Genomic DNA, 26,566 nt, shown 5'->3' on the forward strand with positions numbered 1-26,566 from the left:
CGGCTCGGGTGAGCTGATGGAGCCACTATCCGGGGGATTGCGCCACGGGACCATAACCCGAATGGGTGGGGTCGCTCACACATAGACTGAGCTTATATATTCATACGTTAAATCGATTTTATTTATGCACAGTGCACTGCAAGGATGCGGGACACAGGGCGCACCTTGCTCGGCGCCCTTTTCGGTCCCTTTCTGGAGAAGCACGATGCGCCCTTTCTGGCTGGAACAAGCCCTGAAGAATCAGCCCGACGAGCCCTGCCCGCCCCTGCAGCAGGACACCCATGCCGATGTCTGCATCGTCGGCGGCGGCTACACCGGCCTGTGGACCGCCATCATGCTCAAGGAACAGAACCCCGAGCTCGATGTGGTCATCGTTGAAGCGGACATCTGCGGCGCGGGGGCCAGTGGGCGCAATGGCGGTTGTGCGCTGTCCTGGTCGGCGAAGTTCTTTACCCTGGAGCGCTTGTTCGGGCTCGAAGAGGCGGTGCGCCTGGTCAAGGCATCGGAGCAGAGCATCTACGCGATCGGCGACTTCTGCAGCAAGTACGGCGTGGATGCCGACTACCGTCTCGACGGCACGCTGTACACCTCGACCAGCCAGGCGCAAGTTGGCTCCACGGATGCGGTGGTCGCCGCGCTGGAGCGTCATGGGATCAACACCTTCGCCAAGCGCCCGCTCGCCGATGTGCAACGCATGGCCGGCTCGGCCCAGCACCTTGAAGGCTGGTACTCGCCCGCCGCGGCCAGCGTGCAACCGGCCAAGCTGGTACGTGGCCTGCGCCGCGTTGCGCTGGGGCTGGGTGTGCGTATTCATGAAGGCACGCCCATGGTCGGCCTGGACGAAGGGCAGCCAACCTCGGTCATCACTCCCCATGGCAAGGTCACTTGCGCCAACGTGGTGCTGGCGATCAATGCCTGGATGGCCCGGGCCTTCCCACAGTTTTCGCGTTCGGTGGCCATTGTCTCGAGCGACATGATCATTACCGAACCCCGCCCGGACCTGCTGGAGCGCATCGGCCTGACCAGCGGCGTGACGGTGCTCGACTCGCGCATCTTCGTTCACTACTACCACAACACCCCCGACGGGCGAATCATGCTGGGCAAAGGGGGCAACACCTTCGCCTTTGGCGGGCGCATGCTGCCGGTGTTCGACCAGCCATCACCCTATGCGAACTTGCTGCGCGATTCGTTGGAAAAGTTCTTTCCGGCATTCACCGGCGTCGATATTGCGGCGACCTGGAACGGCCCTTCGGATCGCTCGGTCACCGGCTTGCCGTTCTTCGGCCGCATGGGTGCCAAGGGCAATATCTTCTATGGGTTTGGTTATTCCGGAAGTGGCGTGGGCCCGTGTCACATGGGTGGTCAGATCCTGTCTTCGCTGGTGCTGGGGCTGGACAACCCGTGGACACGCTCGCCATTGCTTGACGGCCCGCTTGGGCATTTCCCACCGGAACCCATCCGCTACCTGGGCTCATTGATGGTGCGCAATGCCATTCGCCGCAAGGAGCGCGCAGAGGACCAGAACCGGCGCCCTCGCCGGCTGGATGTTCACTTGGCCAAGTTCGCCGCCGCAGCTGGCAAGGCGGACAAGGCGTGAGTGCTCGACAACCCCGGGGCCGCTTTGCGGCCCATCGCCGGCAAGCGCGGCTCCCCCAGGGCCCTGCGTACGCCGATCAAGGTGGGAGCCGCGCTTGCCGGCGATGGGCTGCAAAGCAGCCCCGACAATCCAAGCTGCCCAATGATCAGCGCGGCAGCGGATACAGCGCCTCATCGAACTGGTCCAGGCGCGGGAAGCTCAGCGGCAGGTCATCCGACAGGTGCTGCAGGCGCTGCTCGTAACTGTGCAGAAACGCCTGGCGCGCTTCATCATTGATGTACGGCACATGCCAGGCCACGAACGGCTCCAGCACCTCGAAGCCGACATAGGCCAGGGTGCCGCGCAGGATCGGCCGCAGCATGTCTTCCAGCGGCCCGTGGATCGCGCCCTCGCCGAACATGTGCTCACGGCCGCCCAGGGTCACGGTCACCAGCGCGCGCTTGCCGGCCAGGCCGCCCTGGTCGTAGAAACGCTTGCCGCCGTAGCACACGCCAGACACCAGCACCCGGTCGATCCAGCCCTTGAGCATCGCCGGTGCCGAGAACCAGAAGATCGGGAAGTTCAGCACCAACAGGTCGGCCCACAGCAGCTTGTCCAGCTCCTGCTGGATGTCTGGCGCGATGGAACCGCTCTTCACGCCCAGGCGCTGCTCCAGCGCATACACCAGGTATTCCGGGTTTTCCCGGTGGCTGAAGTCATCGGCGCTGGCCACCGGGTTCCAGCCCATGGCGTACAGGTCGCTGACCTGCACTTCATGGCCCTGGGCACGGAAAGTCTGCGCCGCTTGGTCGCGTAGTGCGGCGGTGAAGGACTGAGGCTCTGGGTGAGCGTGAACGATCAGGACTTTCATGGGCAATCCTCAAACAGTAGCCAAAGGGGTATTGGAGTTGCGCGCCGCCAGCAGACGGTCGAGCCAGTCGGGGTCCATCTCGGGCTCGCAGGAGAACAGCAACCCGGTGTAGTCGCGGTGCGGCGGCTGGAAGATCGCTTCGCGGCTGCCCTGGTCGACCACCCGCCCGCGCTGCATCACCAGCACCTCGTCGGCGATGGCGCGCACGGTGGCCACGTCGTGGGTAATGAACAGGTAGGCCACGCCCAGCTCGCGCTGGATGCGGTCGAGCAGTTTCAGCACGCCCTCGGCCACCAACTGGTCGAGGGCCGAGGTCACTTCGTCGCAGATGATCAGCTGGGGCTCGGCGGCCAGGGCACGGGCAATGCAGATCCGCTGCTTCTGCCCGCCCGACAGCTCGCGTGGCAGGCGGTCCATGTACTTGGTCGGTTCCAGGTCGATCATCCGCAGCAGTTCGGCAACCCGCTCGCGCAGCGCCTTGCCCTTGAGCCCCAGGTAGAAGCTCAGCGGCCGGCCGATGATGTCGACGATGCGCTGGCGTGGGTTGAGCGCAGTGTCGGGGATCTGGTAGATCATCTGGATGCGCCGCAGCTGCTCCTTGCTGCGCTGGCGGTAGTCGGCCGGCAAGGCCTCGCCGTCATACAGCACCTGGCCCGAGGTCGGCGGCAGCAGGCCGCTGATCAGGCGCGCGGTGGTGCTCTTGCCGCTGCCGGACTCGCCGATCACCGCCAGGGTCTGGCCGCGATAGAGCTTCAGCGACACATCGTGCAGCACCGGCTGCTGGCCATAGCGGGCATCGGCGTTGCGCACTTCCAGCAAGGGTTTTTCATTTCCCGGGCGGGCCTTGGCCGTGGTGTGGAAGTTGCGCACCGCCCACAGCGACTGGGTGTATTCCTGCTGCGGGGCGCTGAGCATGTGGCGGGTCTGCGCCTCCTCCACCAGGCTGCCGTGGCGCAGCACCATGATGCGGTCGGCCATCTGCGCCACCACCGCCAGGTCATGGCTGATGTACAGCGCGGCGCTGCCAAAGGTTTTCACTGCGTCGCGGATCGCCGCCAGCACCTCGATCTGGGTGGTGACGTCCAGCGCCGTGGTCGGTTCGTCGAAGATGATCAGGTCTGGGTGGCAGGCCATGGCCATGGCGGTCATCACCCGCTGCAACTGGCCGCCGGACAGCTGGTGCGGGTAACGTTGGCCGATGTGCTCAGGGTCGGGCAGGCGCAGGATGCGGTACAGCTCCACCGCCTCGGCCTCGGCCTTGGCGCGGTCGATGCCGCCGTTGGTCACGGCCGTTTCCACGTGCTGGTCGATCAGCCGGTGCGCCGGGTTGAACGAGGCGGCAGCGCTCTGCGCCACATAGGCGATGCGCAGGCCGCGCAGCTTGCGCAGGGTTTCGGCGCTGCACTCGAGCAACAGAATGCCATCGAAGCACACGCTGCCGCCGGTGATCCGGCAGCCGTCGCGCACGTAGCCCATCGCGGCCAGGCCCAGGGTCGACTTGCCGGCACCGGACTCACCGATCAGACCCAGCACCTCGCCGCGCTTCAAGGTCAGGTCGATGCCCTTGATCAGCGGGTGCCAGGCGTCGTCATGGTGGCCTTCGATGCGCAGGCCGCGGATTTCCAGCAAGGTATCAGGGTTCATGCTCAGCACTCCTTCAGGCCGCTGGACAGGTGCAGCACCCAGTCGACGACAAAGTTCACGCTCACCGTGATCAACGCCACCGCCAGGGCCGGCAGCAGCGGGCTGATGTCACCGAAGGTGATCAGCACCGCGTTGTCACGCACCATGCTGCCCCAGTCGGCAGTCGGCGGCTGGATGCCGAGGCCGAGGAACGACAAGGCGCTGATGAACAGGAAGACGAAGCAGAAGCGCAGGCCGAATTCGGCAATCAGCGGCGCGGCGGCATTGGGCAGCACTTCACGGGTGACCAGCCACCACAGCCCTTCGCCGCGCAGCCGTGCGGCCTCGACGAAGTCCTGCACCACCACGTTCATGGCCACCGCCCGCGACAGGCGGAACACCCGCGTGGCGTCGAGCAGGGCGATCACCAGTACCAGCGAGGTGGCCGTGGTGCCGACCACGCTGAGGATCAGCAAGGCGAAGATCAGTTGCGGGATGGCCATCAGGATGTCCACCAGGCGCGACAGGCCCTGGTCGATCCAGCCACCCTTGATGGCCGCGACCAGCCCGCACAGGCCGCCCAGCAGGAACGCCAGGCTGGTGGTCAGGAAGGCGATGCCCAGGGTGTTGCGGGCGCCGAACAGCAGGCGGCTGAAGGTGTCGCGGCCAAGGTTGTCGGTGCCCAGCAGGAACTGCGGGCTCCACGGCGCGAAGCCCTCGCCGACCACCTGGGTTTCGCCATAAGGCGCCAGCAGCGGCGCGAACAGCGCCACCACGGTGTAGGCAACGATCACCAGCAGGCCGAACTTGGCACTCAGGGGCGCGCGCAGCACAGGTGTGAACAGGCTCATGGTCTACCCCTTAGGATGCATCAGGCGTGGGTTGCTGGCGATCGACAGCACGTCGGCGCCGGTATTGAGCAGGATGTAGGTGCCGGCGAAGATCAGGCTGCAGGCCTGCACCACCGGGATGTCGCGCTTGGCCACCGAGTCCACCAGCAACTGGCCGAGCCCGGGGTAGACGAACACCACTTCCACCACCACCACGCCCACCACCAGGTACGCCAGGTTCAGCGCCACCACGTTGACGATCGGCGCCAGGGCATTGGGCAAGGCATGCTTGAAGATCACCCGCGCCGGCGACACGCCCTTGAGCCGGGCCATCTCGATATAGGGGCTGGCCAGCAGGTTGATCAGCGAGGCGCGAGTCATGCGCATCATCTGCGCGATCACCACCAGGCTCAGGGTCGCCACCGGCAGCACCGAGACTTCCAGCACTTCACCCAGCGAGGCATCTGCGGGCAGGCTGGAGATGCCCGGCAGCCATTCGAGCTTCACTGCGAACACCAGGATCAGCAGGTAGGCAACGAAGAACTCGGGGAACGACACGGCGCTCAAGGCGCCGGTATTGAGCAGGCGGTCGAACCAGCTGTTGCGGTACAGCGCCGCGAGCATGCCCAGCAGCAACGCCGTCGGCACCGAGAACAGCGCCGCCAGCAAGGCCAGGCTGAAGGTGTTGCCCAGCCGCGTACCGACCAGTTCGACGATCGGCCGCTGGTTGGCCAGCGACACCCCCAGGTCACCGTGCAACAGGCGCCACGCCCACTGCACGAAACGCTGCACCGGCGACAGGTCCAGCCCCAGCTGGGCGCGCAGGGCCGCCACGGTTTCCGGGGTGGCCGACTGGCCGAGCATGGCCTGGGCGATGTCGCCTGGCAGCAGGCTGACTGCCAGGAAGATCACCACCGAGACCGCAAACAGCGACAACAGGCCCAGGGCCAGCCGCTGCACAAGCAGTTTGCCAAGATTGTTCACCGTACCACTCCTCGTCTGGATGCTTGCGAAACGTCAGCGGCTCAGGCCTGCCACCAGCGCTCGATCACCCGCAGGCCGTCCAGCTCGCCGTAAGGCGCGGTGAGCGGGCCATGGGCCACACGGCTGGAACGGGCGGCGACGGAGCTGGCGAACAGCGGCACGATCGCCCCGCCGTCGTCGCGGCACAGCGCCTGCATCTCGTTGTACATCTCGCGGCGCAGCGGCTCGTTCATCTCGCCACGGGCGGCGTTAAGCAGCTGGTTGAAGCGCGGGTTGTCCCAGTGGGTCTCGTTCCACGCCGCGCCCTTGGCGTAACCGATGCTGAACATGCGGTCGGCGGTGAGGCTGGAGTACCAGAACGAGGTGGTGAACGGCTGTTTCATCCATACGTTGGTGAAGAACCCATCGGCGGGTTCGCGCACCACGTCGATGTCGATGCCGGCCTGGCGCGCCTGCTCCTTGAACAGCACCGAGGCATCCACCGCGCCGCTGTAGGCGGCATCGGAGGCCTGCAGGCGCACCTTGAGGCTGTCCATGCCGGCCTGGCGCAGGTAGAAGCGGGCCTTGTCCGGGTCGTAGACGCGCTGTTCCAGCGCCGGGTTGATGAAGCGGTTGGCCGGCTGCAGCGGGTGGTCGTTGCCGACCTGGCCATAGCCGTAGAGCACCGAGGCCAGCAGGGTCTCGCGATTGATCGCGTGCTTGAGGGCCATGCGCACGTTGTTGTCGCGGAACTGCTCGCTGTCGGTGAGCATCGGGAAGGTGTAGTGCTGGGCGCCCTTGGTTTCCTCGATCACCAGCTTCGGGTTGCGCTTGAGCAACGACACGGTCTTGAGGTCGACCTTGTTGATCACATCGACCTTGCCGGTGACCAGGGCGTTGACCCGTGCGGCGCCGTCGGCGATGGCGATCAGCTCGGCGCTGGCGAAATGCGCCCTGCCCGGCTTCCAGTAGTCCGGGCTGCGCTCCAGGTCCATGCGCACGCCCGGCTCGAAGCCCTTGATGCGGTAACCGCCGGTGCCGACCCCGGCCTGCCAGTCGGCCAGGCCATCCTTGGCGGGCATGATCACCAGGTGGTAGTCGGCGACCACGTAGGCGAAGTCGGCGTTGCCCGAGTGCAGCTCGAACACCACGGTGTCGGGGGCGCTGGCGCTCACCTTGGCGACATCGCCCAGCACGGTCTTGGCGGCGGAGGTCGACTTGTCGCCCAGATGGTGCTGGATCGAGGCCACCACGTCGTCGGCGCTGAGGGCCTTGCCGTTGTGGAAGGTCACGCCCTGGCGCAGGGTGAAGGTCCAGACCTTGGCGTCGGGGCTCGACTCCCAGCGCTCGGCCAGCTCAGGGATGGCAGTGCCTTCCACGGAAATTTCGGTGAGGGTGTTGTACACCGCCGAGAAGCCGATGAAGGTGAAGGTATCGACCCACGAGCCGGGGTCCTTGGAGTCGGTGGTGCTGCCCCCAGCCAGGCCCAGGCGCAAGGTGCCGCCCGGCTTTGGCGTGGCCTCTTCGGCATGGCCAGGCAGCGGCAGGCCGAGGGAGAACGCCCCGGCGATGGCCGCAGCGGCCGCGCTGTACTTGAGGAAATCCCGGCGCGGCAGGCCGCCGTCGAGAATGGCGTGAGGATTGTTCTTGTTGTTATCGCTCATGGCATTTGCCCCTGTTGAACCGCAAGAAATTGTTGTTCGGTCAAAGCGGATTGCGTAGAAGCTGTTTACAATTTGTAATTGTTACCGTAACAAATACATTAGCGGCAGGACAAGCTGATTTCCAGCGCCCGATACCGGGCTTTTTCACTGGTGTACCATTGACGTTTTCGCAGGGAGCCTTTGCCCCATGAGCCAATCGACCCGACTCATCACCGCCTCGTACATCCTTTCGTTCGTGGCGGCCAATGCCCCGCAGAAGCTGCGCACCGAGACCATCGCCAAATGGGTCAAGGTGCACCCGACCCGCGTGCGCTCGATGGTGTCGCAGATGGTCAAGGCCAATATCCTGACCTCCTATCGCGGCGCCCAGGGCGGCGTGACCCTGGCCCGCGCACCGCAAGAGATCACCCTGCGCGAGGTGTATGACGCGGTGCAGGAAAGCTCGCTGATCGCCGAGAAGATCGACAACCCGTTTGCCGGGCTCGAAGACCACTGCAAGGTGTACGAAGTGTTCACCCGGCTGTTTGCGATGCTGGAGCAGAACATGCGCCTGGACCTGGGGGCGATCACGGCCGACCAGTTGTTCGTGGCGTTTGATACGCCCAAGGAACATACGGCCTGAACGCCAGTTTCTGAGAACTGGCGCGGCTCCCACAGGATGGACCGCGCCAGCTTTCGGGACATTCAGAGCTGAATGGCCTTCACCTCGACGAACTCGTGCAGGCCCTCCTCCCCCCACTCGCGGCCATTGCCCGACTGCTTGTAGCCGCCGAACGGTGCCTGGTAATTGAACGCCCCGCCATTGACGAAGCACTGCCCCGCACGCAGCTGGCGGCCCAGTTGCAGCGCCCTGTCGCGGCTACCGGCCCATACCGCGCTGGACAGCCCGAACGGCGAGTCGTTGGCCAGGGCAATGCCCTCGGCCTCGTCGGCGTAGGGAATCAGGCACAGCACCGGCCCGAAGATTTCCTCCTGGGCAATGCGCATGCGGTTGTCGACGTCGGCGAAAAGCGTCGGCGGTACATAGAACCCACGCTCGAAGCCCGCAGCCGTCTCCCCGCCACAGGCCAGCCGCGCGCCCTCTTCCTGCCCCACCCGTATGTACTCCCGGACCGTGCGCCGCTGCCCGGCCGAACACATCGGCCCGAGGAAACTGCGCGGGTCCTGCGGATCGCCCATCACCAGGCCACGGGCCTCGTCCACGGCGATCTCCACGGCCTCGGCATAGCGCGAAGCCGGCAACAGCATGCGCGTCAGCGCCGTGCAGGTCTGCCCCGAGTTGATCATCACGTCCTGCACGCCATGGCGCACCGCTGCTTCGAGCGGGGCGTCGGCGGTGATCAGGAACGGCGACTTGCCGCCCAGCTCCAGGCACACCCGCTTCACCGACGGCGCTGCCGCCTGGGCAACCCGCACACCCGCCCCGGTAGACCCGGTGAACGAGACCATGTCCACCAGCGGGTGTCGCGCCAGCGCCTCACCGACCTTGGCCCCCGGCCCGCTGACCAGGTTGAACACCCCGGCCGGCAGCCCGATGGCCTCGATCATTTCCGCCAGCAGGAAGGCATGCAGCGGGGTTTCCTGGCTCGGCTTGACCACCACCGTGCAGCCCGCAGCCAAGGCCGGTGCCAGCTTGCCGATCAGTTGATGCAGCGGGTAATTCCAGGGGTTGATGAATGCGCACACACCCACCGCCTCGCGGTACAGCAGCGAGTTACCGACTTCGCGCACCTCATCCATCCTGCCGGCCAGCTCGATGTACTGCTCCAGACCGACGATAGGCCCGTCGACCTGCACCTGCCGACACCACTGCACCGGCATGCCCAGCTCGGTGGTGATCACCGCCGCCATCTCGTCGGCCCGCGCCTTGAGCTGTTCGGCCAGGGCGCGAATGAACCCGGCGCGCACGCCGGACGGTGTGCGTGACCAGCCGGCAAACGCCCTGCGCGCCGCGTTGACGGCGCGTTCCACATCGTCTTCGTTACCCAGCGGCACCTTGCCGGCAACCGCTTCGCTGGCCGGGTCGATCACCTCGGCCATGCCCTGCCCCACTGGTGGCTGCCAGCGGCCATCGATGAACAGGCGGCTGTATTCACGCATTGCGTTGCGCCTCCATCAGTTCACTGGCGCACAGGGCAATGCGCCGGCAGGCCTCGCCCAGGGGTTCGGCGCCAAGCACCAGGCCCAGGCGGATATGCCCGGCCGCACTCGGGCCGAACGCTTCACCGGCCAGCACCGACACCCCATGCTGGTCGAGCAGGCGGTCGGCGAAGGCTTGTGCGCTGAGCCCGGTCTCGCGGATATCGACCATCACGAACATCCCGCCATCGGGTTTGAGTGCCCGCAAGCCCGGGCAGTGCGCCAGGCGCTCGCACACCAGGTCGCGGCGCTGGCGGTAGGCGTCGCGCATGCCGTCCAGTTCCGGCAAGGGCTGCTCCAGCGCGGCCACCGCAGCATCCTGAATGAAGTCCGGCGAGCCGTAGAGCATGCACAGTGCCAGGTTCTCCAGGTGCCCGGACAGCGCCGGCGAGCCGACCACCCAGCCGACCCGCCAACCGGTCATGGCATGGGACTTGGACAGGCTGTTCAGCGTCGCCGTGCGCTCGGCCATGCCCGGCAGGCTGGCGGGGCTGACGTGCTCGCCTTCGAACAACAACTCGCTGTAGACCTCGTCGCTGATCAACCACAGGTCATGGGCGATGCACAGTTCGGCCAGGGCCTCCCAGGTGCTGCGCGGCAGGCTGGCACCGGAGGGGTTGTGCGGGCTGTTCAGCGCCAGGGCACGAGTGCGCGGGGTGACCCGTGCGGCGACGTCCTCGGGTTGCACGCGGAAGCCATGCTCCGGGCGAACCGGCACCGGCACCACCTTGGCACCGCAGGCACCGAACACCGCTTCGTAGGTGACATACATCGGCTCGGCGACGATCACTTCATCGCCCGGCTCCAGCACGCATTGCGCGACGCAGAACAGCGCGCACTGCGCCCCCGCCAGCACCGTCACCTGGTCGGCGCTGACCGCCTGGCCGCTGCGTTGCTGGTGGCGACGGGCGATGGCCTCGCGCAGGCTGCGCTTGCCGCGCACATCGGCGTAATGGGTGTTGCCGGCCTCGAGGCTGGCCACGGCCGCCTGGACGATCGGTGCCGGGGTGTCGAAGTCCGGGTCGCCGACCGACAGCAGCAGTACGTCGCGGCCCTGCTCGAGCATGGCCAGGGCGCGGTAGTGGATCTCCCAGGCGGCGGCGCCGTCACCGGCGATCCGTTGGGTCAATGAAGAAAATCGCATGGCTGGTCGTCCTGTTGTGCGGGGTGGGCTCAGCGCGCGCAGGCGTGCTTGAGCTCGATCAGGGTCACGCCGTTGCGGGCAAAGCCGCCGCGCAGGTCGCGTTGCAGTTCGTCGAGGCTTTGCGGCTGCGCGACCGTGCAACCGAAGGCGCGGGCCAGGCCGGCGAAGTCCGGGTTGCGCGGCAAGACGCCGATGGGCTCGATGTTCAGGTCGAGCATGTCGTCGCGGATCTGCCCCAGCGCGTCGTTGTTCCACAGCAGCACCACCAGCGGGCGGTCCAGCTCCTCGACCGCGGTCGCCAGCTCCTGCGCCGTGTAGAGGAAACCACCGTCGCCCACCAGCACCAGGCCTGGGCGGTCGGCCGTGGCGAACATGGCGCCGATACCGGCCGGCAGGCCGTAGCCGAGGGTGCCGTAACCGGTCGGGTGCAGCCAGCTGCGCGGGGCCCGGCTGTTGAACACATAGTTACCGGTGTAGGCCAGCTGGGTCATGTCGGTGCTGATGAAGGCGTTTTCTGGCAGCTCGGCCGCGACCCGCTGCAGGATCGCCTGGTGGATCGCCTGCAGAGGGCCGTGGTTCGCCTGCACGGCAACCCGCAGGCGGGCCACTGCTGCGCTTGCCTGGGTCGCATCGCGTACGCCGTCCGGCAAGTGCTCGAGCAGCCCCGCCAGGGTCTGCCGGGCATCGCCGTGCAACGCCAGCGCGCAGGGGTAGAAATCGTTGAACTTGCGCGGGTCGATATCCACCCGCAGCAGCTCGCCGGTCAGCGGCAGACGCTCGCGCCAGAAGTCGGTGTCGGCCATTTCGGTGCCGACCGCCAGCACCACGTCGGCCTCGGCGATCAGCGCCCAGCCCGGCTCCACGCACAGGGTGGAGCCAGCATTGAGCGGCGAGTCCAGCGGCATCAGGCCCTTGCCGGCGACGCTGGTGAACAGTGGCGCCGCCAGGCGTGTGCTCAGCTGCTGCAACTCGGCGCCCGCCTGCAGGGCACCCCCGCCGGCAATGATCATCGGGCGCTTCGCCGCCGCCAGTCTGGCCGCCGCCTGTTGCAGGCTGTCGAGGCTGGCCGGGCCGCGACCGGGGCGGCGCACCACTTCATTGCTCCAGTCTCGCGCCACAGGCGCAGCCAGTACGTCCAGCGGCACCGAGATATGCACCGGGCGCGGGCGCTCGCTGTCGAACACGGCATAGGCGCGGGCGATCAGCTCTGGCAGGTCTTCAGCCTTCAGCGCCACGGCCGAGAAGGCGGTGATCGGCGCGGTCATGGCGCGCTGGTCCTGGGTCTCGTGCAGGCAGCCCCAGCCTTTGCCCAGGCTGGCGGTGTGGTTGACGCTGGAGATCACCAGCAGCGGAATCGAGTCGGCGTAGGCCTGGCCGATGGCGGTGGCTGCGTTGGTCACACCGGGGCCGGTGATGACAAAGCAGACGCCCGGCTTGCCGCTGACCCGGGCATAGCCGTCGGCCATGAAGCCGGCGCCCTGCTCGTGCCGGGTGAGGACGTGGCGAATGCCGCTGCCGGGCAGGCCGCGGTACAGCTCCAGGGTGTGCACGCCGGGGATGCCGAACACGGTGTCGACGCCGTAGTTGGCCAGCAGGCGCACCAGTGCCTGGCCGCCCGTGAGTGTGGGGTGGGTCATGTTCATGTCCTTACACTTGGCCGAGGCGGATCAAGGCATCGACCGCCGTGGTGCCATTGGCACCGACCATCAATGGGTTCACATCCAGCTCCAGCAGCTGGCTGGCGTTTTCGCAGGCGTAGTCGGCCACCGCGCGAATGGCGGCGACCAGTGCATCCAGGTCGGCCGCCGGTTTGCCACGGAAGCCTTGCAGCAAGGCCGCACTGCGCAGGCCGAGCACGGCTTTGCGGATGGCGCCGTCGGTGGTCGGCAGCAGCAGGCTGTTGCTGTCCTTGAGCAGCTCGACCAGGATGCCGCCGGCACCGATCACCAGCGCCAGGCCGAAGTCTGCCTCGCGCTTGATGCCGACGATCAGCTCGGCCAGCGGCGCGCCGGCCATGGGTTCGAGCAACACCTGGTCGAAGGCGACGCCCGGCGCATAAGCGGCAATGCGCGTGCGCATCTGCTCAAGGGCGAGGCCGAGGGCTGCCTCGTCGGCCAGGTTCAGCGCTACCGCACCGGCTTCGGTCTTGTGCGGCAACTGCGCGCTGACGGCCTTGAGCACCAGCGGGAAGCCCACCTGGCCGGCATCGGCCAGCGCGCGCTGCGGGCTGCTCAGCACGCCATTCGGAATGGGCAGGCCGAAGCCGCGCAGGGCCTGTTTGGAATCCCACTCGTTGAGCAGGCGGCTGTCGCCGGCCAGCGGCTGCGGGCACAGCGGTACCAGCGCCGATTCGCCCAGCGCCAGCAAGGCCGGGCGCTGTTGCGCGTAACGGGCAACCCGGCCCCAGGCTGCCAGGCCATCCTCCACCCCTTGCAGCGCCGGTACCCCGGCCGCGTGCAGGCGCTCGCGGGCGCTGGCTGGCAGCAGTTCGGGGAAGGCCGAGGTAACGAAGCCGGTCTTGCCATGGCGCTTGAGCGCCGCGCAGTACAGCTCCAGCAGCAGGTCGCATTCCTTGCGTTCGCCGGTGAACTCGGCGGGGTAATCGAGCACCAGCATCGCCGCATCGGCGTCGCTGCGCAGGGCGCTGTCGAGCATGCGCGCCTTGGCCGGGCCATCGCCCCAGATAGCTGTGGTGAAGTCCAGCGGGTTGACCAGGTTGGCGTAGGCCGGCAGTACCTGGGCCAGCTCTTCGACCTGGCCGGCGTCCAGGGCCGGCAGGCTCAGCTGGTTGCATTCGCTGTAGTCGGCGATCAGCCCGGCATCGCCGCCCGAGCAGGCCAGCGCGATCAGGCTGGGGCCCTTGGGCAGGTTGCCGCAGGCGGCGGCCTTGAGGGTTTCGACGAAACTCACCGGGCCGCTGACGCGGATCACCCCCAGGCGCTCGAACAGGCTGTCGTACAGGGCGTCGGAGCCGGACAGCGAGCTGGTGTGGCTCAATGCGAGTTCGGCGCCGATCTGCGACACCCCGGTCTTCAGCGCGACGATCGGGATGCCCTTTTCCAGCGCCTTGTGCGCGGCACGGGCAAAGCCTGGCACGTTCCTCAGGCCTTCCAGGTGCAGGCCGATGGCGGTGACCCGGGGTTCATCGAGCAGCACGTCCATCAGTTCGGCGATGCCCAGTTGCGCCTGGTTGCCGACCGAAGCCATGTAGGCCACCGGCAGCGAGCGGTCGCTCATCGACAGGTTGTAGGCGAAGTTGCCGCTCTGGGTCAGCACCGCCACGCCCTTGTCCACCGCCTTGCCACCGTGGGCCACCGGCCACAGGGCGGCACTGTGCAGGTAGTCGAGCAGGCCGTAGCAGTTGGGCCCGAGCAGTGCCATGTCGCCGGCGGCTTCAAGCAGCTGCTGTTGCAGTGCCTGGCCCTCGGCGCCGCTTTCAGCGAAGCCCGAGGCATAGCAGATCGCCCCGCCCGCGCCTTTGGCGGCAAGCTCGGCGACGCAGGTCAGGGTCAGTTCGCGGTTGGTGGCGATGAACACCGCATCCGGCGCGCAGGGCAGCACGGTCACGCTGCGCACACAGGGCACGCCGTCGATGCTGTCCTGCTGCGGGTTGACCAGCCACATCTGGCCCGGGTAGCCGCCCTCGGCACAGCGCTTGAGCGCACGGGCCATGCTGCGCCCGCCGACGAAAGCCAGGTGCCGGGGGGCCAGCAGGCGTTTGAGGTTGTCACGAATGGCTTGCGACATGGGGATGCTCCGATCAGCGCAGCAGTGGGCGCAGCAGTTCGCGCGAGATGATGTGCCGCTGGATCTCCGAGGTGCCTTCCCAGATCCGCTCGATGCGTGCGTTGCGCCAGATGCGTTCGACCGGTCCTTCGTCCATCAGGCCCATGCCGCCATAGATCTGCACCGCTTCGTCGGCGACCTTGCCGAGCACTTCGCTGGCGAACAGCTTGGCCATGCCCGCCTCGCCGTCGGTCATGTTGCCCTGGTCCATCTTCCAGGCGGTGTGCAGGGTCAGCAGTTCGGCGGCGCGGATCTGCGTGGCCATGTCGGCGAGCTTGAACGACACGCCCTGGTAGGTGCCGATCGGCTGGCCGAACTGCTTGCGGTCGGCGGCCCATTGCAGCGACACGTCCAGCGCCCGCTGGGCCTGGCCGACGCAGTTGGCAGCGACCATGACCCGGCCTGCGGTGAGCCAGGCGTTGGCCACGTCCCAGCCCTTGCCGACTTCACCGAGCACCTTGGCGGCCGGCACCTTGCAGTCGTCGAAGAACAGCTCGTAGGTGTGGTAGCCACGGTTGCTCACGCATTTCGGGCCACGGCGGATCGTCATGCCCGGGGTGCCGCGGTCGACCAGGAAGGCGGTGACGGCGTTGCGCTTGCGGCCGTTGTGCTCGTAGGTGTCGGTGACGGCAAAGACGATGGCGAAGTCGGCGTGCCCGGCATGGCTGATGAAGTGCTTGCTGCCATTGATCACGAAGTCGTCGCCTTCACGCACGGCGCGGGTCTTGATCGAGTTGGCGTCGGAGCCGGCGCCCGGTTCGGTCAGGGCGAAACAATCGGTCTTTTCGCCACGAATGCACGGCAGCAGGTAGTCCTCGACCTGCTGGCCGGTGCAGGCCATGAGGATCTTCGAAGGCCGGGCGACGAACACGTGCAGCGCCCAGGAAACCTTCGACAGCTCGCGCTCGATCAGGGCCTGGGACAGGTAGTCGAGGCCGCCGCCACCGACTTCCTCGGGCATGTTGAAGGCGTAGAAGCCGGCGGCGATGGCCTTGCCACGGATCTGCGCGGCGAGTTCCGGGGACACTTCGTCGGCACGGTCCACGGCTTCTTCATGGGGCAACAGCTCCTTGGCGACGAAGCTGCGTACGGCATCCACCAACATTTCTTGTTCTTGGGTCAGTTGGAAATTCATGGCCTGTTCCTGGGTAAGCGGGGAAAGAGAGCGTGCTTATTTGCCGCTGAAACGTGGTGCGCGTTTTTCCGTGGCTGCGCGCAAGGCCTCGGCGCCGTCGGCGCTGCGCCCGCAGAGCAGGCCGGCAGCCAGCTCGGCAGTGAGCTGCTCGGCCAGGCTGCGCGAGGCGCCGTCGCGCATCAGGCGCTTGGTCTGGGCGTAGGCGAAGGTCGGCCCCTGGGCCAGGCGTGCCGCCAGGTCGGCGGTGGCAGTGGGCAACTGGTCGTCGGCGACCACTTCACCGACCAGGCCGGCCGCCAGGGCACGTTCGGCGCCCCACAGCTCGTCGAGGAACAGCAGGCGCTTGGCCTGTTCGCTGCCGATCAGCCGTGGCAGGTGCCAGCTGGCGCCGGCATCCGGCGAGTAGGCCATGCTGGTGTAGCCGGCCTTGAACCGGGCCGACTGGGCGGCCAGGCGCAGGTCGCAGCACAGCGACAGGTCCATGCCGGCGCCGACGGCGGTGCCGTTGATGGCAGCGATGGTGGGCTTGTCCAGGGTGTGCAGGCAGTGCATCAGGGCGTGGGCGGTTTCGGTCCAGCCGTAGGTTTCCAGTGCACCACGGGCTTCGGCTTCGGCCCATTCGGCAAGGTCGGCGCCGGCGCAGAAGCTGCGGCCTGTGCCGGTCAGCACCACCACGCGCACGGCCGGGTCGAGGTTGTACGCCTCGAGGGTGGCGTGCAGCTGCTTCAGGGTGGGGATGTCCAGCGCGTTGCGCTGCTCGGGGCGGTTCAGGGTGATCCAGGCAACGCCGGCTTCAACCTGGGTGAGTAGGGACGACGGAGCGGTCATGACGGGCCTCGGATTATTGTGATTGCTGTGAGAGGTGAGGCTCATGCTAAACGAGTGTTCAACAAGGAGGCAATTGGCGAGGAGAATGCACTGTAACGTCGTGCAAAATTGCTTAAATATATGATTTATAATCATTTTTATTGACACTCAGAGCGGTACGGGTCCGCGCTGTTACAACTTTGTACAACTGCCCACAATCGCTGGGGCCGCAAAGCGGCCCCAGTGGATGGTTCAGGCTGCCGGCATTTCCGGCTCCAACCCCACCCCCTGACGCTTGCGCTGCACCAGGAAGTACGCCGCATAGCACAGCGCAATGAAACCAAAGCCCCAATAGAGCGAAGGCCGCTGCGTCTCATCCATCGCCAGGAACACAAACAGCGAGCTGCACAAGGTAATGCACAGCAATGGCACCAGCGGGTACAGCGGCGCGCGGTACTTGAGGTCGCTCAACTGGCCACCCTCACGCAAGAACTGCTTGCGGAAGCGGTACTGCGCCAGGGCAATGACGATCCAGGTCACCGTGCCGGCCATGCCGCTCACCGCCATCAGCACCATGAACAGGGTGTCGGCGGCGACAAAGCTGGTCAGCAACGACACCAGCGCAAAGCACAAGGTGACGAACAGGGCGCGCAGTGGCACGCCACGGCTGCTCAGCGGCGACAGGCTGCGCGGCGCCATGCCGGTCTTGGACATCGCCCAGAGGATGCGGGTGGAGGCATACAGCCCGGAGTTGCCCACCGACAGAATCGCAGTGAGGATCACGAAGTTCATCAGGTCTGCGGCGTAAGGAATTCCGACCATGTCGAACACCTGCACGAACGGGCTTTCCATCAGCCCGGCCTGCTGCCACGGCACGATTGCCGACAGCACCACGATCGCCAGCACGTAGAAGATCAGCACGCGGAACACCACGTTGCGCACGGCCCGCGGGATGCTCTTTTCCGGCTGGTCGGTCTCGCCCGCCGCCACGCCCATGATCTCGCAGCCCTGGAAGGCGTAGACCACGGTCATCATCACCGCGAACACCGCCGACAGGCCATTGGGGAACAGCGAATCGCCGATCAGGTTGGTCATCATCGGCGCCGGCGCCCCGCTGTTCAGCGTAATGCCGCCGAAGATCACCAGCACACCGACGATGATGAAGCCGAGGATCGCCGCCACCTTGATCCCGGAGAACCAGTATTCCGCCTCGCCGAAGGCGCGGGTGGCCAGGGCGTTGATGCCGAACAGCACCGCCACGAACAGCGCCGACCAGTACCAGATCGGCACCTCCGGGAACCAGCGCGTCATCAGCATGCCGGCGGCGGTGAACTCCAGGCCCACGGTGGTGGCCCAGCTCATCCAGTACACCCAGCCGATCATGAAGCCGGTGGCCGGGCCGATGAATTTCGTCGCATGGGCCTGGAACGAACCGGACACCGGCATCTGCACCGACAGTTCACCCAGGCAGACCATCACCAGGTACATCAGGAAACCGGCGACCAGATAGGCCAGGATCGCGCCCACCGGCCCGCCCTGGTTGATGGTCACCCCCGAGCCCATGAACAGCCCGGTGCCGATCACGCCACCGAGCGAGAGCATGAAGATGTGCCGGCTCTTCAATGCCCGTGTGAGGTGGATACCTTCAGATTTACGGCCTTTCATTATTATTATCTCCAATAAGCGTCGAAGACCGCGTGTGCAGCGGTTGCGTCCGATTATTGGAAAGCGATGTAAGGCCCGGTTGATCGTAAAGATCAAAGATGTAAAAAGTCGTAAGGATTTTGTCGCTCAGGCGAGCAGCAGTTCGGCCAGGGTGTTTTCGGCACGCTGCAGCTGCTCGCCCAGCAACGGGCCCATGGCGCGCACACCCGCCTTGTCACGGGCCAGGGCATGCTCTTCAAGCTGGCGCAAGCTCGCCGCCAGGCCGCACAAGCCCATGGAATCGCTGCTACCGGCCAGCCGGTGGGCCAGGTGGGTCACCTCGGTGCAGTCCCCCGCCTCGACCGCTTCGAGCAAGGCCTGGCGCTGTTGCGCCAGGCCGTCTCGCAAGCCAGCCAGCAGGCCTTGCAACTTCTGCTCGCCAAGCAGCGTGCGGTGCGTGGTCAGCAACTCGTGGTCAAGCCAGGCGGACGTGGCCGGCGTTTCCTCCTGACACTGCCCCGCCAGCGCCTGGCGCAGGTTGGCAAGCTTCAGCGGCTTGCCCAGCACCCCCTGCATGCCGGCATCCAGATAGGCACGCACCAGCCCTGGCTGCACGCTGGCGGTTAGCGCCAGGATGCGCGTGTCGCGGTTGGGCGTGGCGCCGGCACGCAGCTGTCGACACAGCTCCACGCCACTGATGCCCGGCAGGTGTACATCCAGCAGGAGCAGGTCGAAGCGTTGCTGAGCACACAGCTGCAAGCCCTGCTCGGCATCTTCGGCCAGCCAGACTTCATGCCCGTCACGCTCCAGTAGCCCGCGCACCACTTCACGGTTCAGGGCCACGTCTTCCACCACCAGGATGTGCAGCGGCGCTGCGGCGCGGCCAGCCTCTGCCATGAACTGGAGCGCCTGCGCCGTCTCCAGTTCCAGCTCCAGCCAGAAGCAGCTGCCCTCCCCCTCGCGGCTGCGCACGCCAATCTGCCCGCCCAGCTGCTCGACCAGGTGCTTGCTGATCGCCAACCCCAGGCCGGTGCCGCCATAGCGCCGTGCGACCGCCTCGCTGGCCTGGACGAAACGGTCGAAGATCTTCGGCTGCATCGCCTCGCAGATGCCGATACCGTCGTCGGTGACGCTCAGGCGCAGGCGTTGCCGCCCGGGTGACTCCTGCAACACTTGCACTTCGACGAGAATCTCGCCGCCCTCGGTGAACTTGATGGCGTTGGCCAACAGGTTGCTCAGCACCTGGCGCAAGTACTGCTCGGCGCCGTGCTGGTACGCGGCCAGCTGCGGGTCGATGCGGCACAGCACCAGGCTGTCGTTGGCCAGCGCGCGGGGTTCGAGCAGGGTCACCACCTCGGCGCACAACTGGCGCAGAGAGAACGCCACGGCCTCGGGGCGGCTTTCGCCTTCTTCGAGGCGGGCAAAATACAGCACTTCGTTGAGGATGCTCAGCAGCCCCTCGCCGGCCTTGTACAACGCCTCGAGGCGCTGGCGGTCCGGCGCTGCGAGCCCGGCGCCACGCAGCAGTTCGGCCATGCCGAGGATGCCGTTGAGCGGTGTGCGCAGTTCATGGCTCATGGTGGCGAGGAAGCGCGACTTGGCCAGGTTGGCCGCTTCGGCATCGTCCTTGGCGCGCATCAGGCTCGCCGTGCGCCGCTCCACCTGCTTCTGCAGTTCGTCGCGCTTGTCCTGCAAGGCCAGACGGTCGGTTTCGCGGCGTTCGCTGTCACTGAGGATCGCCCGGCGCATGTCGTCCAGTGCCAGCGCCACGCTGTCGATCTCGTCGGTATGGGGCGAACGGCGCTTGTTCAGGCGCAGGGGCTCGTGCCATTGCCCGGCACCGATGCGCCGGGCGAAGTCGGCCATGACCTGCAGGTGACGGGTCACCAGGCGATAGAACAACCCAGAGAGCGCCAGCGCCAGGCCGCAGAGGAACACGCTCATCCACAACAGGCTGGTGAGGCCGGTGGCGAACAGCCGCCGGTGCACCGCGCCCAGGTCCGTGCTCACTTCCAGTTCGCCCAGGTGCCGCGCAGGCCCGGAAGGTGGCTGGTAGTCCAGCGCAAAACGCTCGACCCGCAGCGGCCCCTGCGGGTTCGGCTCACCTTGCTGCAAGGTGAAGTCGGCGCTGTTCAGGCGCACCCGCGCCACATCGGAAAAGTCCACCAGCCCGCGCAACTGCACGTTCAGCTGCTCCTGGTTCAGGTCCCACAGGCTGCGCTCCAGGCTGGCCAGGTAGCCGGCGCGGATCAGCGCCATGCGCGCATCGATCTCGCGCATCTCGCGGCGGTATTCGAAATACAGCTGCACGCTGCTGGCCAGCACCGTGAAGCACAGGCTGAACAGCAGGATGAACAGCAGCAGCCGGCGCAACAGGCCGCCCGGTTGCAGGCGGTTCATGGCTGGCTGACCATGTCGCGGTAGGTGACCTCACTTTCATGCAGCCAGCGCTCCAGCTCGCCGGCGTCGGTCATCTGCTGCAGTTGCGCGTCGATGTCGGCCATGCGCGCGCTCAACGGCGAGTGGCGCGACACCGCCACGCGCAGGTAGTCGACACTCAGCGCCGGAGGCAGCGCGACGATGTCCCAGGCGCCGGGCAGGTGCTCGACGAACAGCTGGCCGGTGCGCCGCTCCTGCACCACGAAGTCGATACGCCCGCGAATCAGCTTGCCGAAGTTCTGCCCGCTGTCCGAGACCCACTCGATGTTCTGGTGCTGCGCGACGAAGCGGTCGAACGCCGGGCCGTAGCTTTCGCCGAACAACAGCCCACCCCGGTAGCGAGCCAGGTCTTCAAGCTTGTCGAACTGCAGCGGGTGCTGACGGTTGGCGAACACCGCCACCTCCTCGCGCAGCACCGGCACCTGCGAGAAGCGCATGGCCTTGGCACGCTGCTCCGAGGTGTAGGCCAGCACCACATCCACCCGCCCTTCGGCAGCGTCGAGCAGGCAGCGTTGCCAATTGCCCAGCACGACCATCTCGACCTGGTAGCCCAGCCGCCCGAACAGTTCGCGCACCACCGTTGGCGCCAGCCCGCGCGGCTGCTTGCCATCGCTCCAGGACACCGGTGGATACACCGGGTAGTCGCAGTAGCGCACGGTCTCGGCGGCCTGCAGCGCAGCGCTGGCCAGCAGCATCAGCAGGCCGAACAGGTACTGACTCACGCGGCCACGCTGGCGGTGAACAGGTAGCCGGCACCGTGGATGGTGATGATCAGTTCGGGCTCGGCGGGGTCGTCGTGTAGCTTGCGCCGCAGGCGGCCGACCAGCACGTCGATGGAACGGTCGTTGGGCACCCACTCACGGTTGCGGATCTGGTCCATCAGCTGGTCGCGGCTCAGGGTATGGCCGCTGTTGCGCAGGAACACGCTGAGCAGCTGGAACTCGCCGTGGGTCAACAGGGTTTCGCCGCCTTGCGCATCGATCAGGCGGCGGCGGTCGCAGTCCAGCGACCAGTCGCCGAACTGCTTGAGGGTGGCAGTGGCGACGCTGGCTGGCCGGGCACCCTGGGCGTGGCGCACGCGACGGATCAGGTTCTTCGCGCGGGACACCAGTTCGCGGGGGTTGAGTGGCTTGCTGACATAATCGTCGGCGCCGCATTCCAGGCCAACGATACGGTCGATCTCGTCGTTGCGCCCGGTGATCAGGATGATCCCCACTTCCGAGCGCACCCGCAGCTCGCGGGTCAGGGTCAGGCCATCCTTGCCGGGCAGACGGATGTCGAGCATCACTAGCTCCACCGGCTGCTCGCTCAACAGCGTTTCAGCCTGTTCCGCGGTGGCGGCGCAGTGGACGGTATAGCCTTCCTGGGACAGGTAGGCCTGGAGCAAGTCACGAATCAGCGGATCGTCATCGACGATCAGTACCTGAGAGGTCATTGCGGGTAGTCCTGAAGCGCCCGAAGGCGATTTTTTTATTAGAGTGGGCCAAGACTAGCGATTGCTGAACGGTCGATCAACAGCCCTCGGTGGCCGCAGTGAAGCGTTGCCGACCGCCGGCCTGCAGGCCATCGACCCAAGCCTCGCAGATCTGCACGCCCTGGGCCGGGGTGAAGGTGCCCGGGTTCAGCCCGGACTCCAGCCACAGGCCATCGAGCAAGGCGCTGAGGCTGATGGCGGCGAGGTCGGCATCGAAGCGCTCCCAGCCCTCCTCCCGCGCCAGTTCGGCGAGCAGCGTGCGTAGCTCGCGGCGGTACTCGCCATAGGAATGGTCGTGTACCTGGTTGATCGCCTCGGCGGTCTTCACCGCGCCCCAGAACGCCAGCCAGGCATCGAGCAGCTGCGGGTCGAGCAGCTCGGCGCTGAACGAGCCACGGAAGAACGCCGACAGCCGTTCGCGGGCATTGGGTGCGACCTGGGCCATGGCCTCGCGCAGCAGCTGCATGACCCGGCCGGTGACCGCCATGTAGGCTTCGGCGACCAGCTCGTCCTTGCCCGAATAGTGGTGGCTGATCAGGCCTACCGAGACGCCGGCTTCGGCGGATATCTTGCGGATCGAGGCGCCCTGGAAGCCATGGCGCTTCAGGCAGGCCAGGGTGGCCTCGACCAGATTGGCCTTGCGCAGTTCGGGCAGCATGCGGCTGAAGCGGGCTTCCTGGGTCATGGGTGGCTCTCGTGGATCGCACAGTTGAACGACTGTATAGCAACTCGCCTCGGTCGCGAAAGCCTGTTTATACTCGGGCACGATAACAACAACAGAGGCACCGCCCATGACCGACCTGATCCACCAGCAGCTCGATGAAGGCCTGCTGACCCTGCGCCTGAACCGCGCGGACAAACTCAACGCCCTGACCAACGCCATGTATACGCGGCTGGCAGAGCTGTTCGAAGCGGCCAACAACGACCCGCAGGTCGAGGTGATCCTGATCACCGGCAGCACCGAGTGCTTCACCGCCGGCAACGACTTGCCGGACTTTCTCGACCAGCCGCCGACCGACCTGCAGAGCCCGGTGTTCCGCATGATGTGGGCGGTACTGGCGCTGGACAAACCGCTGATCGCCGCAGTGGCGGGGCCTGCGATCGGCATCGGCACCACGCTCTTGCTGCACTGCGACCAGGTACTGATCAGCCGTGACGCCAAACTGCGCACCCCGTTCGTGGCGCTGGGCGTGTGCCCGGAGTTTGGCGCGAGCCTGTTGCTGCCACAGATGCTCGGGCATGCGCGGGCGGCACAGCTGTTGCTGTGCAACCAGGCGCTGAATGGCGAACAAGCCGTGCAGTGGGGCTTGGCGAGCGAACTGTTCGACGATGGCAGGCAATGCCTGGCCGCCGCCATCAAGCTGGCGCGGCGCCTGCAGCAGTTGCCTGTCGATGCCCTGCGCATCAGCAGGCGTCTGCTCAAGGATGGGCAGCGCGAAGCGCTGGCTGCAACGGTGGCCAAGGAAGGCCTGCTGTTCATCGAGCGGCTCAACAGCGATGAAGCCAGGGCCGCCTTGACCGCGATGGTATCGCGCAAGGGTGCCTGAGCCATCAGGTTGATACCCTTGGTAGCACAGTATTACGGCATACCACATGCCGGCAAGTAACACTGCCAAGCTCAACTCGCCAATGACGCCACTCCCAGCGCATTGGCAGTATTGGCCCGAGTTTTGCTGCCATGACTGAACCCATCACGCGAGTGTTCTGCTCATGGCCCGCCTTTCCTCCCTCGTTGCCAGGTTTCGCACCCGCCGTTCTGGCTGGGTGCGCGCCTTGCCGTGTGGAGCCATGAACGGATTCCTGCGCCGAGCGTCGGCACCGTTGCAGGTCACCCTGCAACGCCTTCCCGCCGCTGTCGCCGCCAAGCAGAACGGCTTCTGGCAGATAGTCGGCTGATTTCTTCCACGAGCGTTGCGCTCGACCCACGCAGGCACCGCTGTCGCGGCGCCCGCGCACCTGCATCCGCAGAACCGCCTGGCGCGCCCTTGGTGCAGCGCCCGGGGTCCTGCACCTGGAAGAAATCCGATGACTCAAGACACCGCTATTCTCGTGATCGACCTGCAGCAGGAAGACAGCTTCCCCCTGCCGCGCCTGGACACTGTGATCGACAACGCCGCCGCGCTGATTGACGGCGCCCGCTGCCGCAACCTGCCGCTGTTCTACACCCGCCACATCAACGATGCGCAAGGCCGCGACCTGGCATTCGGCGAACCGGTCGACGCACAAGGCCGGCCAACCACCTACCGCGCTGGTACCCCGGCCATCGAAATCATCGACGCCCTGGCACCGCAGGCCGGTGACGTGGTGATCGACAAGCAGCGCTACAGCGCCTTTCACGGCACGCGCCTGGCCCAGACCTTGAAAGGCCGCGGCATCAAGCGGCTGGTGGTGATCGGTGTACTGACCGACGTGTGCGTGATGAGCAGCCTGTTCGATGCCTATCAGCACGACTTCCAGCTGGTGCTGGTCGCCGACGCCTGCACGGCGACCACGCTCGCCGCCCACTATTCGGCGCTGTTCATTCTCTCCAACTGGCTCTACGGGCTGGAAATCTTCGCCACCGCACAATTGCTGCGCAGCTGGAACCACCAGCCGGCAGCCTCTGTGCGCAGCGCAGAACCCGACCACCTCGCCCATGAGCCAGACGCATTCGTGCAGACGATTGCGCGCTTCGAGCGCCAACTGATAGCCCAGCGCTGAGGGGAGAACGACATGAAAGTAGAGAAAAGAAGCATCGATTTCATCCCGGAAGCCGAGCGCCATGGCGAGCCGCGCTCGCTGTTTTTCGTCTGGTTCGGCGCCAACGCCAACATCACCACGGTGGCCGCCGGTGTGCTGCCGATCAGCATGGGGCTCAACCTGTTCTGGAGCGCGCTGTCGATTCTGCTCGGCTCGTTGATTGGCGCGATCTTCATGGCCTCGCATTCCGCCCAGGGCCCACGACTGGGGATCCCGCAGATGATCCAGAGCCGCGCGCAGTTCGGCGTGTTCGGCGCCATCGTGCCGTTGCTGTTCGTAATGCTCATCTACCTGGGGTTCTTCGTCAGCAACACGCTGCTGGCCGCCCAGGCCATCGCCAGTGCCAGCCCGTTCGGCAACGGCGGCAACATCGCCCTGCTCGGCGGCCTGTGCTTCCTGGTGGCGCTGTTCGGCTATCAGCTCATCCACCGACTGCAGAAGCTGCTGTCGTTGCTGTCGATCGCGGTCTTCGGCATTGCCACCCTGCTGGCCTTGGCGTTGCCGATGGAAAGCGGCCAATGGACAGCGCAAGGCTTCAACCTGGCCAGCTTCCTGGCCTCGGTTAGCATCGCCGTAACTTGGCAGTTGTCCTATGCGCCTTACGTGGCCGACTACTCGCGCTATTTGCCGACCCGTACCTCGACGCGGCAAGTGTTCTGGTACAGCTACGCGGGCACGGTCATCGGCGGCAGCTGGATGATGCTGCTGGGCGCGGTACTGGCCAAGGCCATCGCCGGCTTTTCCGACAACGTCGGCCTGCAGCTGCTCGGCGTGCTCGGAGGCGGCACCTTGCTGGCGGTGGCGTTCGTGCTCTACGGGCAGATCGCGATCAACGTGTTCAACCTGTATGGCGCCTTCATGTCGACGGTGACAGTGATCGAGCCGTTCGCGGCGCTGAAGGTCACCCCCGGGGTACGCGCCAGCTTCATGTTGGTGATCTGTGCCCTGGCGACGGCGTTGTGCACTTTGGCCCAGGATGACTTCATCCAGTTTTTCCTGAACTTCATCTTTTTCATGAGCTACTTTTTGATCCCCTGGACAGCGATCAACCTGGTGGACTACTACGCGCTGCGCAAAGGGGTTTACCAGATTGCCGACATCTTTGACCCATCTGGTATCTATGGCCGGGTCAACTGGATCGCGGTGGGCGTGTTCCTCGCCACCATCGCGCTGGAGATTCCGTTCATGAATACCTCCCTCTACGTAGGGCCCGTTGCTGCCTCGCTGCAGGGCATCGACCTGGCCTGGGTGGTGGGGCTGCTGTTCCCGGCAGCCTGCTACTACGGCCTGATGAGCAAGCGCAGGGTCGCGGCGGACAGCACCGTCAAGACCTGATAAATGCAGCAGTCAAGGCTTGCGCGGTTCTTGTCGGAGCCGCGCTTGCCGTGGCGGCGATGGGCTGCGAAGCGGCTCCTAAATTCTTGCGTCTGCCATAGGTCGATAGCGATCACTCTCGAACGGCCGATTTCGACCCATAGCGGACGTTCACCATGACATCGCCTGCGTCTGTTAGATAGAGCGCCGCCCGCGCGGCGCATCGCGAGCTGCGCTCGCTCCTACGTTTGTTTCGGGCCAATTACTCCTGGGGGATTTGCGCGCGAACGCCTTGGTGCTCAGCGCGGTAGTGCGTGGTACCCACAAGGCGGTCGCGCACGGCTGGCACAGGTTTTACTGGCCCGAAACAGACGTAGGAGCGAGCACAGCTCGCGATGCGCCGCGCGGGCGGCGCTCG

Annotated in this window: 21 protein-coding genes; 5 read left to right on the forward strand and 16 right to left on the reverse strand. The window is 66.1% G+C overall.

Going from position 1 to position 26,566, the window contains the following annotated elements; genetic code table 11:
* Positions 1 to 205: 205 nt before the first annotated feature.
* Positions 206 to 1,597: an FAD-dependent oxidoreductase gene (locus tag C2H86_RS00300; protein ID WP_159410942.1), complete on the forward strand. Its 1,392-nt coding sequence runs from the start codon at positions 206 to 208 to the stop codon at positions 1,595 to 1,597.
* Positions 1,598 to 1,742: 145 nt separating this feature from the next.
* Here the strand turns inward: C2H86_RS00300 and C2H86_RS00305 are convergent, their stop codons facing one another.
* Genes C2H86_RS00305 through C2H86_RS00325 form a run of 5 tightly spaced genes read right to left on the reverse strand, consistent with a single transcriptional unit; the run spans position 1,743 to position 7,527 of the window.
* Positions 1,743 to 2,447, reverse strand: coding sequence for an NAD(P)H-dependent oxidoreductase (locus C2H86_RS00305; RefSeq protein ID WP_159410943.1), 705 nt, complete (start codon positions 2,445 to 2,447; stop codon positions 1,743 to 1,745).
* 9 nt (positions 2,448 to 2,456) lie between these two features.
* Positions 2,457 to 4,091 (reverse strand): ABC transporter ATP-binding protein, encoded by a 1,635-nt coding sequence (locus tag C2H86_RS00310; protein ID WP_205524588.1) that lies wholly within the window; start codon positions 4,089 to 4,091, stop codon positions 2,457 to 2,459.
* Positions 4,092 to 4,093: 2 nt separating this feature from the next.
* Positions 4,094 to 4,921 (reverse strand): ABC transporter permease, encoded by an 828-nt coding sequence (locus C2H86_RS00315; protein ID WP_110635404.1) that lies wholly within the window; start codon positions 4,919 to 4,921, stop codon positions 4,094 to 4,096.
* 3 nt (positions 4,922 to 4,924) lie between these two features.
* Positions 4,925 to 5,884, reverse strand: a complete 960-nt coding sequence (locus tag C2H86_RS00320) for an ABC transporter permease (RefSeq protein WP_159410944.1) — start codon at positions 5,882 to 5,884, stop codon at positions 4,925 to 4,927.
* A 41-nt stretch (positions 5,885 to 5,925) separates the two neighbouring features.
* Complete coding sequence (locus tag C2H86_RS00325) at positions 5,926 to 7,527, reverse strand: ABC transporter substrate-binding protein (RefSeq protein ID WP_159410945.1); 1,602 nt, start codon at positions 7,525 to 7,527, stop codon at positions 5,926 to 5,928.
* Positions 7,528 to 7,714: 187 nt separating this feature from the next.
* On the opposite strand from C2H86_RS00325, the gene C2H86_RS00330 reads away from it, so the two are divergent.
* Entirely contained in the window at positions 7,715 to 8,149 is a 435-nt protein-coding gene (locus tag C2H86_RS00330; protein WP_079228574.1) for an RrF2 family transcriptional regulator, read from the forward strand.
* A 62-nt stretch (positions 8,150 to 8,211) separates the two neighbouring features.
* Here the strand turns inward: C2H86_RS00330 and C2H86_RS00335 are convergent, their stop codons facing one another.
* The 11 genes from C2H86_RS00335 to C2H86_RS00385 form a co-directional block, all read right to left on the reverse strand.
* Positions 8,212 to 9,627 carry an aldehyde dehydrogenase family protein gene (locus tag C2H86_RS00335; protein ID WP_159410946.1) on the reverse strand — a complete coding sequence of 472 codons (1,416 nt, stop codon included), beginning with the start codon at positions 9,625 to 9,627 and terminating at the stop codon, positions 8,212 to 8,214.
* Positions 9,620 to 10,810, reverse strand: coding sequence for a pyridoxal phosphate-dependent aminotransferase (locus C2H86_RS00340; protein ID WP_159410947.1), 1,191 nt, complete (start codon positions 10,808 to 10,810; stop codon positions 9,620 to 9,622). Before C2H86_RS00340 ends, C2H86_RS00335 begins: the two co-directional genes overlap by 8 nt.
* Positions 10,811 to 10,839: 29 nt before the next feature.
* A complete protein-coding gene (locus tag C2H86_RS00345; protein WP_159410948.1) occupies positions 10,840 to 12,447 on the reverse strand; it encodes a 5-guanidino-2-oxopentanoate decarboxylase in 1,608 nt (535 codons plus the stop codon).
* Between the two features lie 10 nt (positions 12,448 to 12,457).
* On the reverse strand, positions 12,458 to 14,557 hold the full coding sequence (locus C2H86_RS00350; protein WP_159410949.1) for an acetate--CoA ligase family protein: 2,100 nt from the start codon (positions 14,555 to 14,557) through the stop codon (positions 12,458 to 12,460).
* Between the two features lie 13 nt (positions 14,558 to 14,570).
* Entirely contained in the window at positions 14,571 to 15,731 is a 1,161-nt protein-coding gene (locus tag C2H86_RS00355; RefSeq protein ID WP_159410950.1) for an acyl-CoA dehydrogenase family protein, read from the reverse strand.
* 36 nt (positions 15,732 to 15,767) lie between these two features.
* On the reverse strand, positions 15,768 to 16,559 hold the full coding sequence (locus tag C2H86_RS00360) for an enoyl-CoA hydratase/isomerase family protein (protein ID WP_159410951.1): 792 nt from the start codon (positions 16,557 to 16,559) through the stop codon (positions 15,768 to 15,770).
* A gap of 231 nt (positions 16,560 to 16,790) precedes the next feature.
* A complete protein-coding gene (locus tag C2H86_RS00365) occupies positions 16,791 to 18,203 on the reverse strand; it encodes an amino acid permease (RefSeq protein ID WP_159410952.1) in 1,413 nt (470 codons plus the stop codon).
* A 126-nt stretch (positions 18,204 to 18,329) separates the two neighbouring features.
* On the reverse strand, positions 18,330 to 20,582 hold the full coding sequence (locus tag C2H86_RS00370) for an ATP-binding protein (protein ID WP_159410953.1): 2,253 nt from the start codon (positions 20,580 to 20,582) through the stop codon (positions 18,330 to 18,332).
* Positions 20,579 to 21,316, reverse strand: a complete 738-nt coding sequence (locus tag C2H86_RS00375) for a substrate-binding periplasmic protein (RefSeq protein ID WP_430738607.1) — start codon at positions 21,314 to 21,316, stop codon at positions 20,579 to 20,581. The genes C2H86_RS00370 and C2H86_RS00375 overlap by 4 nt, the downstream gene beginning before the upstream one ends.
* A 23-nt stretch (positions 21,317 to 21,339) precedes the next feature.
* Positions 21,340 to 22,056, reverse strand: coding sequence for a response regulator (locus C2H86_RS00380; RefSeq protein WP_159410955.1), 717 nt, complete (start codon positions 22,054 to 22,056; stop codon positions 21,340 to 21,342).
* A gap of 76 nt (positions 22,057 to 22,132) precedes the next feature.
* On the reverse strand, positions 22,133 to 22,780 hold the full coding sequence (locus C2H86_RS00385; protein WP_159410956.1) for a TetR family transcriptional regulator C-terminal domain-containing protein: 648 nt from the start codon (positions 22,778 to 22,780) through the stop codon (positions 22,133 to 22,135).
* 106 nt (positions 22,781 to 22,886) lie between these two features.
* Between C2H86_RS00385 and C2H86_RS00390 the strand changes: the two genes are divergently transcribed.
* From C2H86_RS00390 to C2H86_RS00405, 3 genes are all read left to right on the forward strand, one after another.
* The gene (locus C2H86_RS00390) at positions 22,887 to 23,642 is read left to right on the forward strand and encodes an enoyl-CoA hydratase-related protein (RefSeq protein ID WP_159410957.1); all 756 of its coding nucleotides are present in this window, start codon (positions 22,887 to 22,889) and stop codon (positions 23,640 to 23,642) included.
* Positions 23,643 to 24,120: 478 nt separating this feature from the next.
* On the forward strand, positions 24,121 to 24,795 hold the full coding sequence (locus C2H86_RS00400; protein WP_159410959.1) for a cysteine hydrolase family protein: 675 nt from the start codon (positions 24,121 to 24,123) through the stop codon (positions 24,793 to 24,795).
* Positions 24,796 to 24,807: 12 nt separating this feature from the next.
* On the forward strand, positions 24,808 to 26,169 hold the full coding sequence (locus C2H86_RS00405; RefSeq protein ID WP_159410960.1) for a purine-cytosine permease family protein: 1,362 nt from the start codon (positions 24,808 to 24,810) through the stop codon (positions 26,167 to 26,169).
* Positions 26,170 to 26,566: the final 397 nt, after the last annotated feature.

Source organism: Pseudomonas putida (assembly GCF_009883635.2).
Classification (GTDB): Bacteria; Pseudomonadota; Gammaproteobacteria; order Pseudomonadales; family Pseudomonadaceae; genus Aquipseudomonas; species Aquipseudomonas putida_W.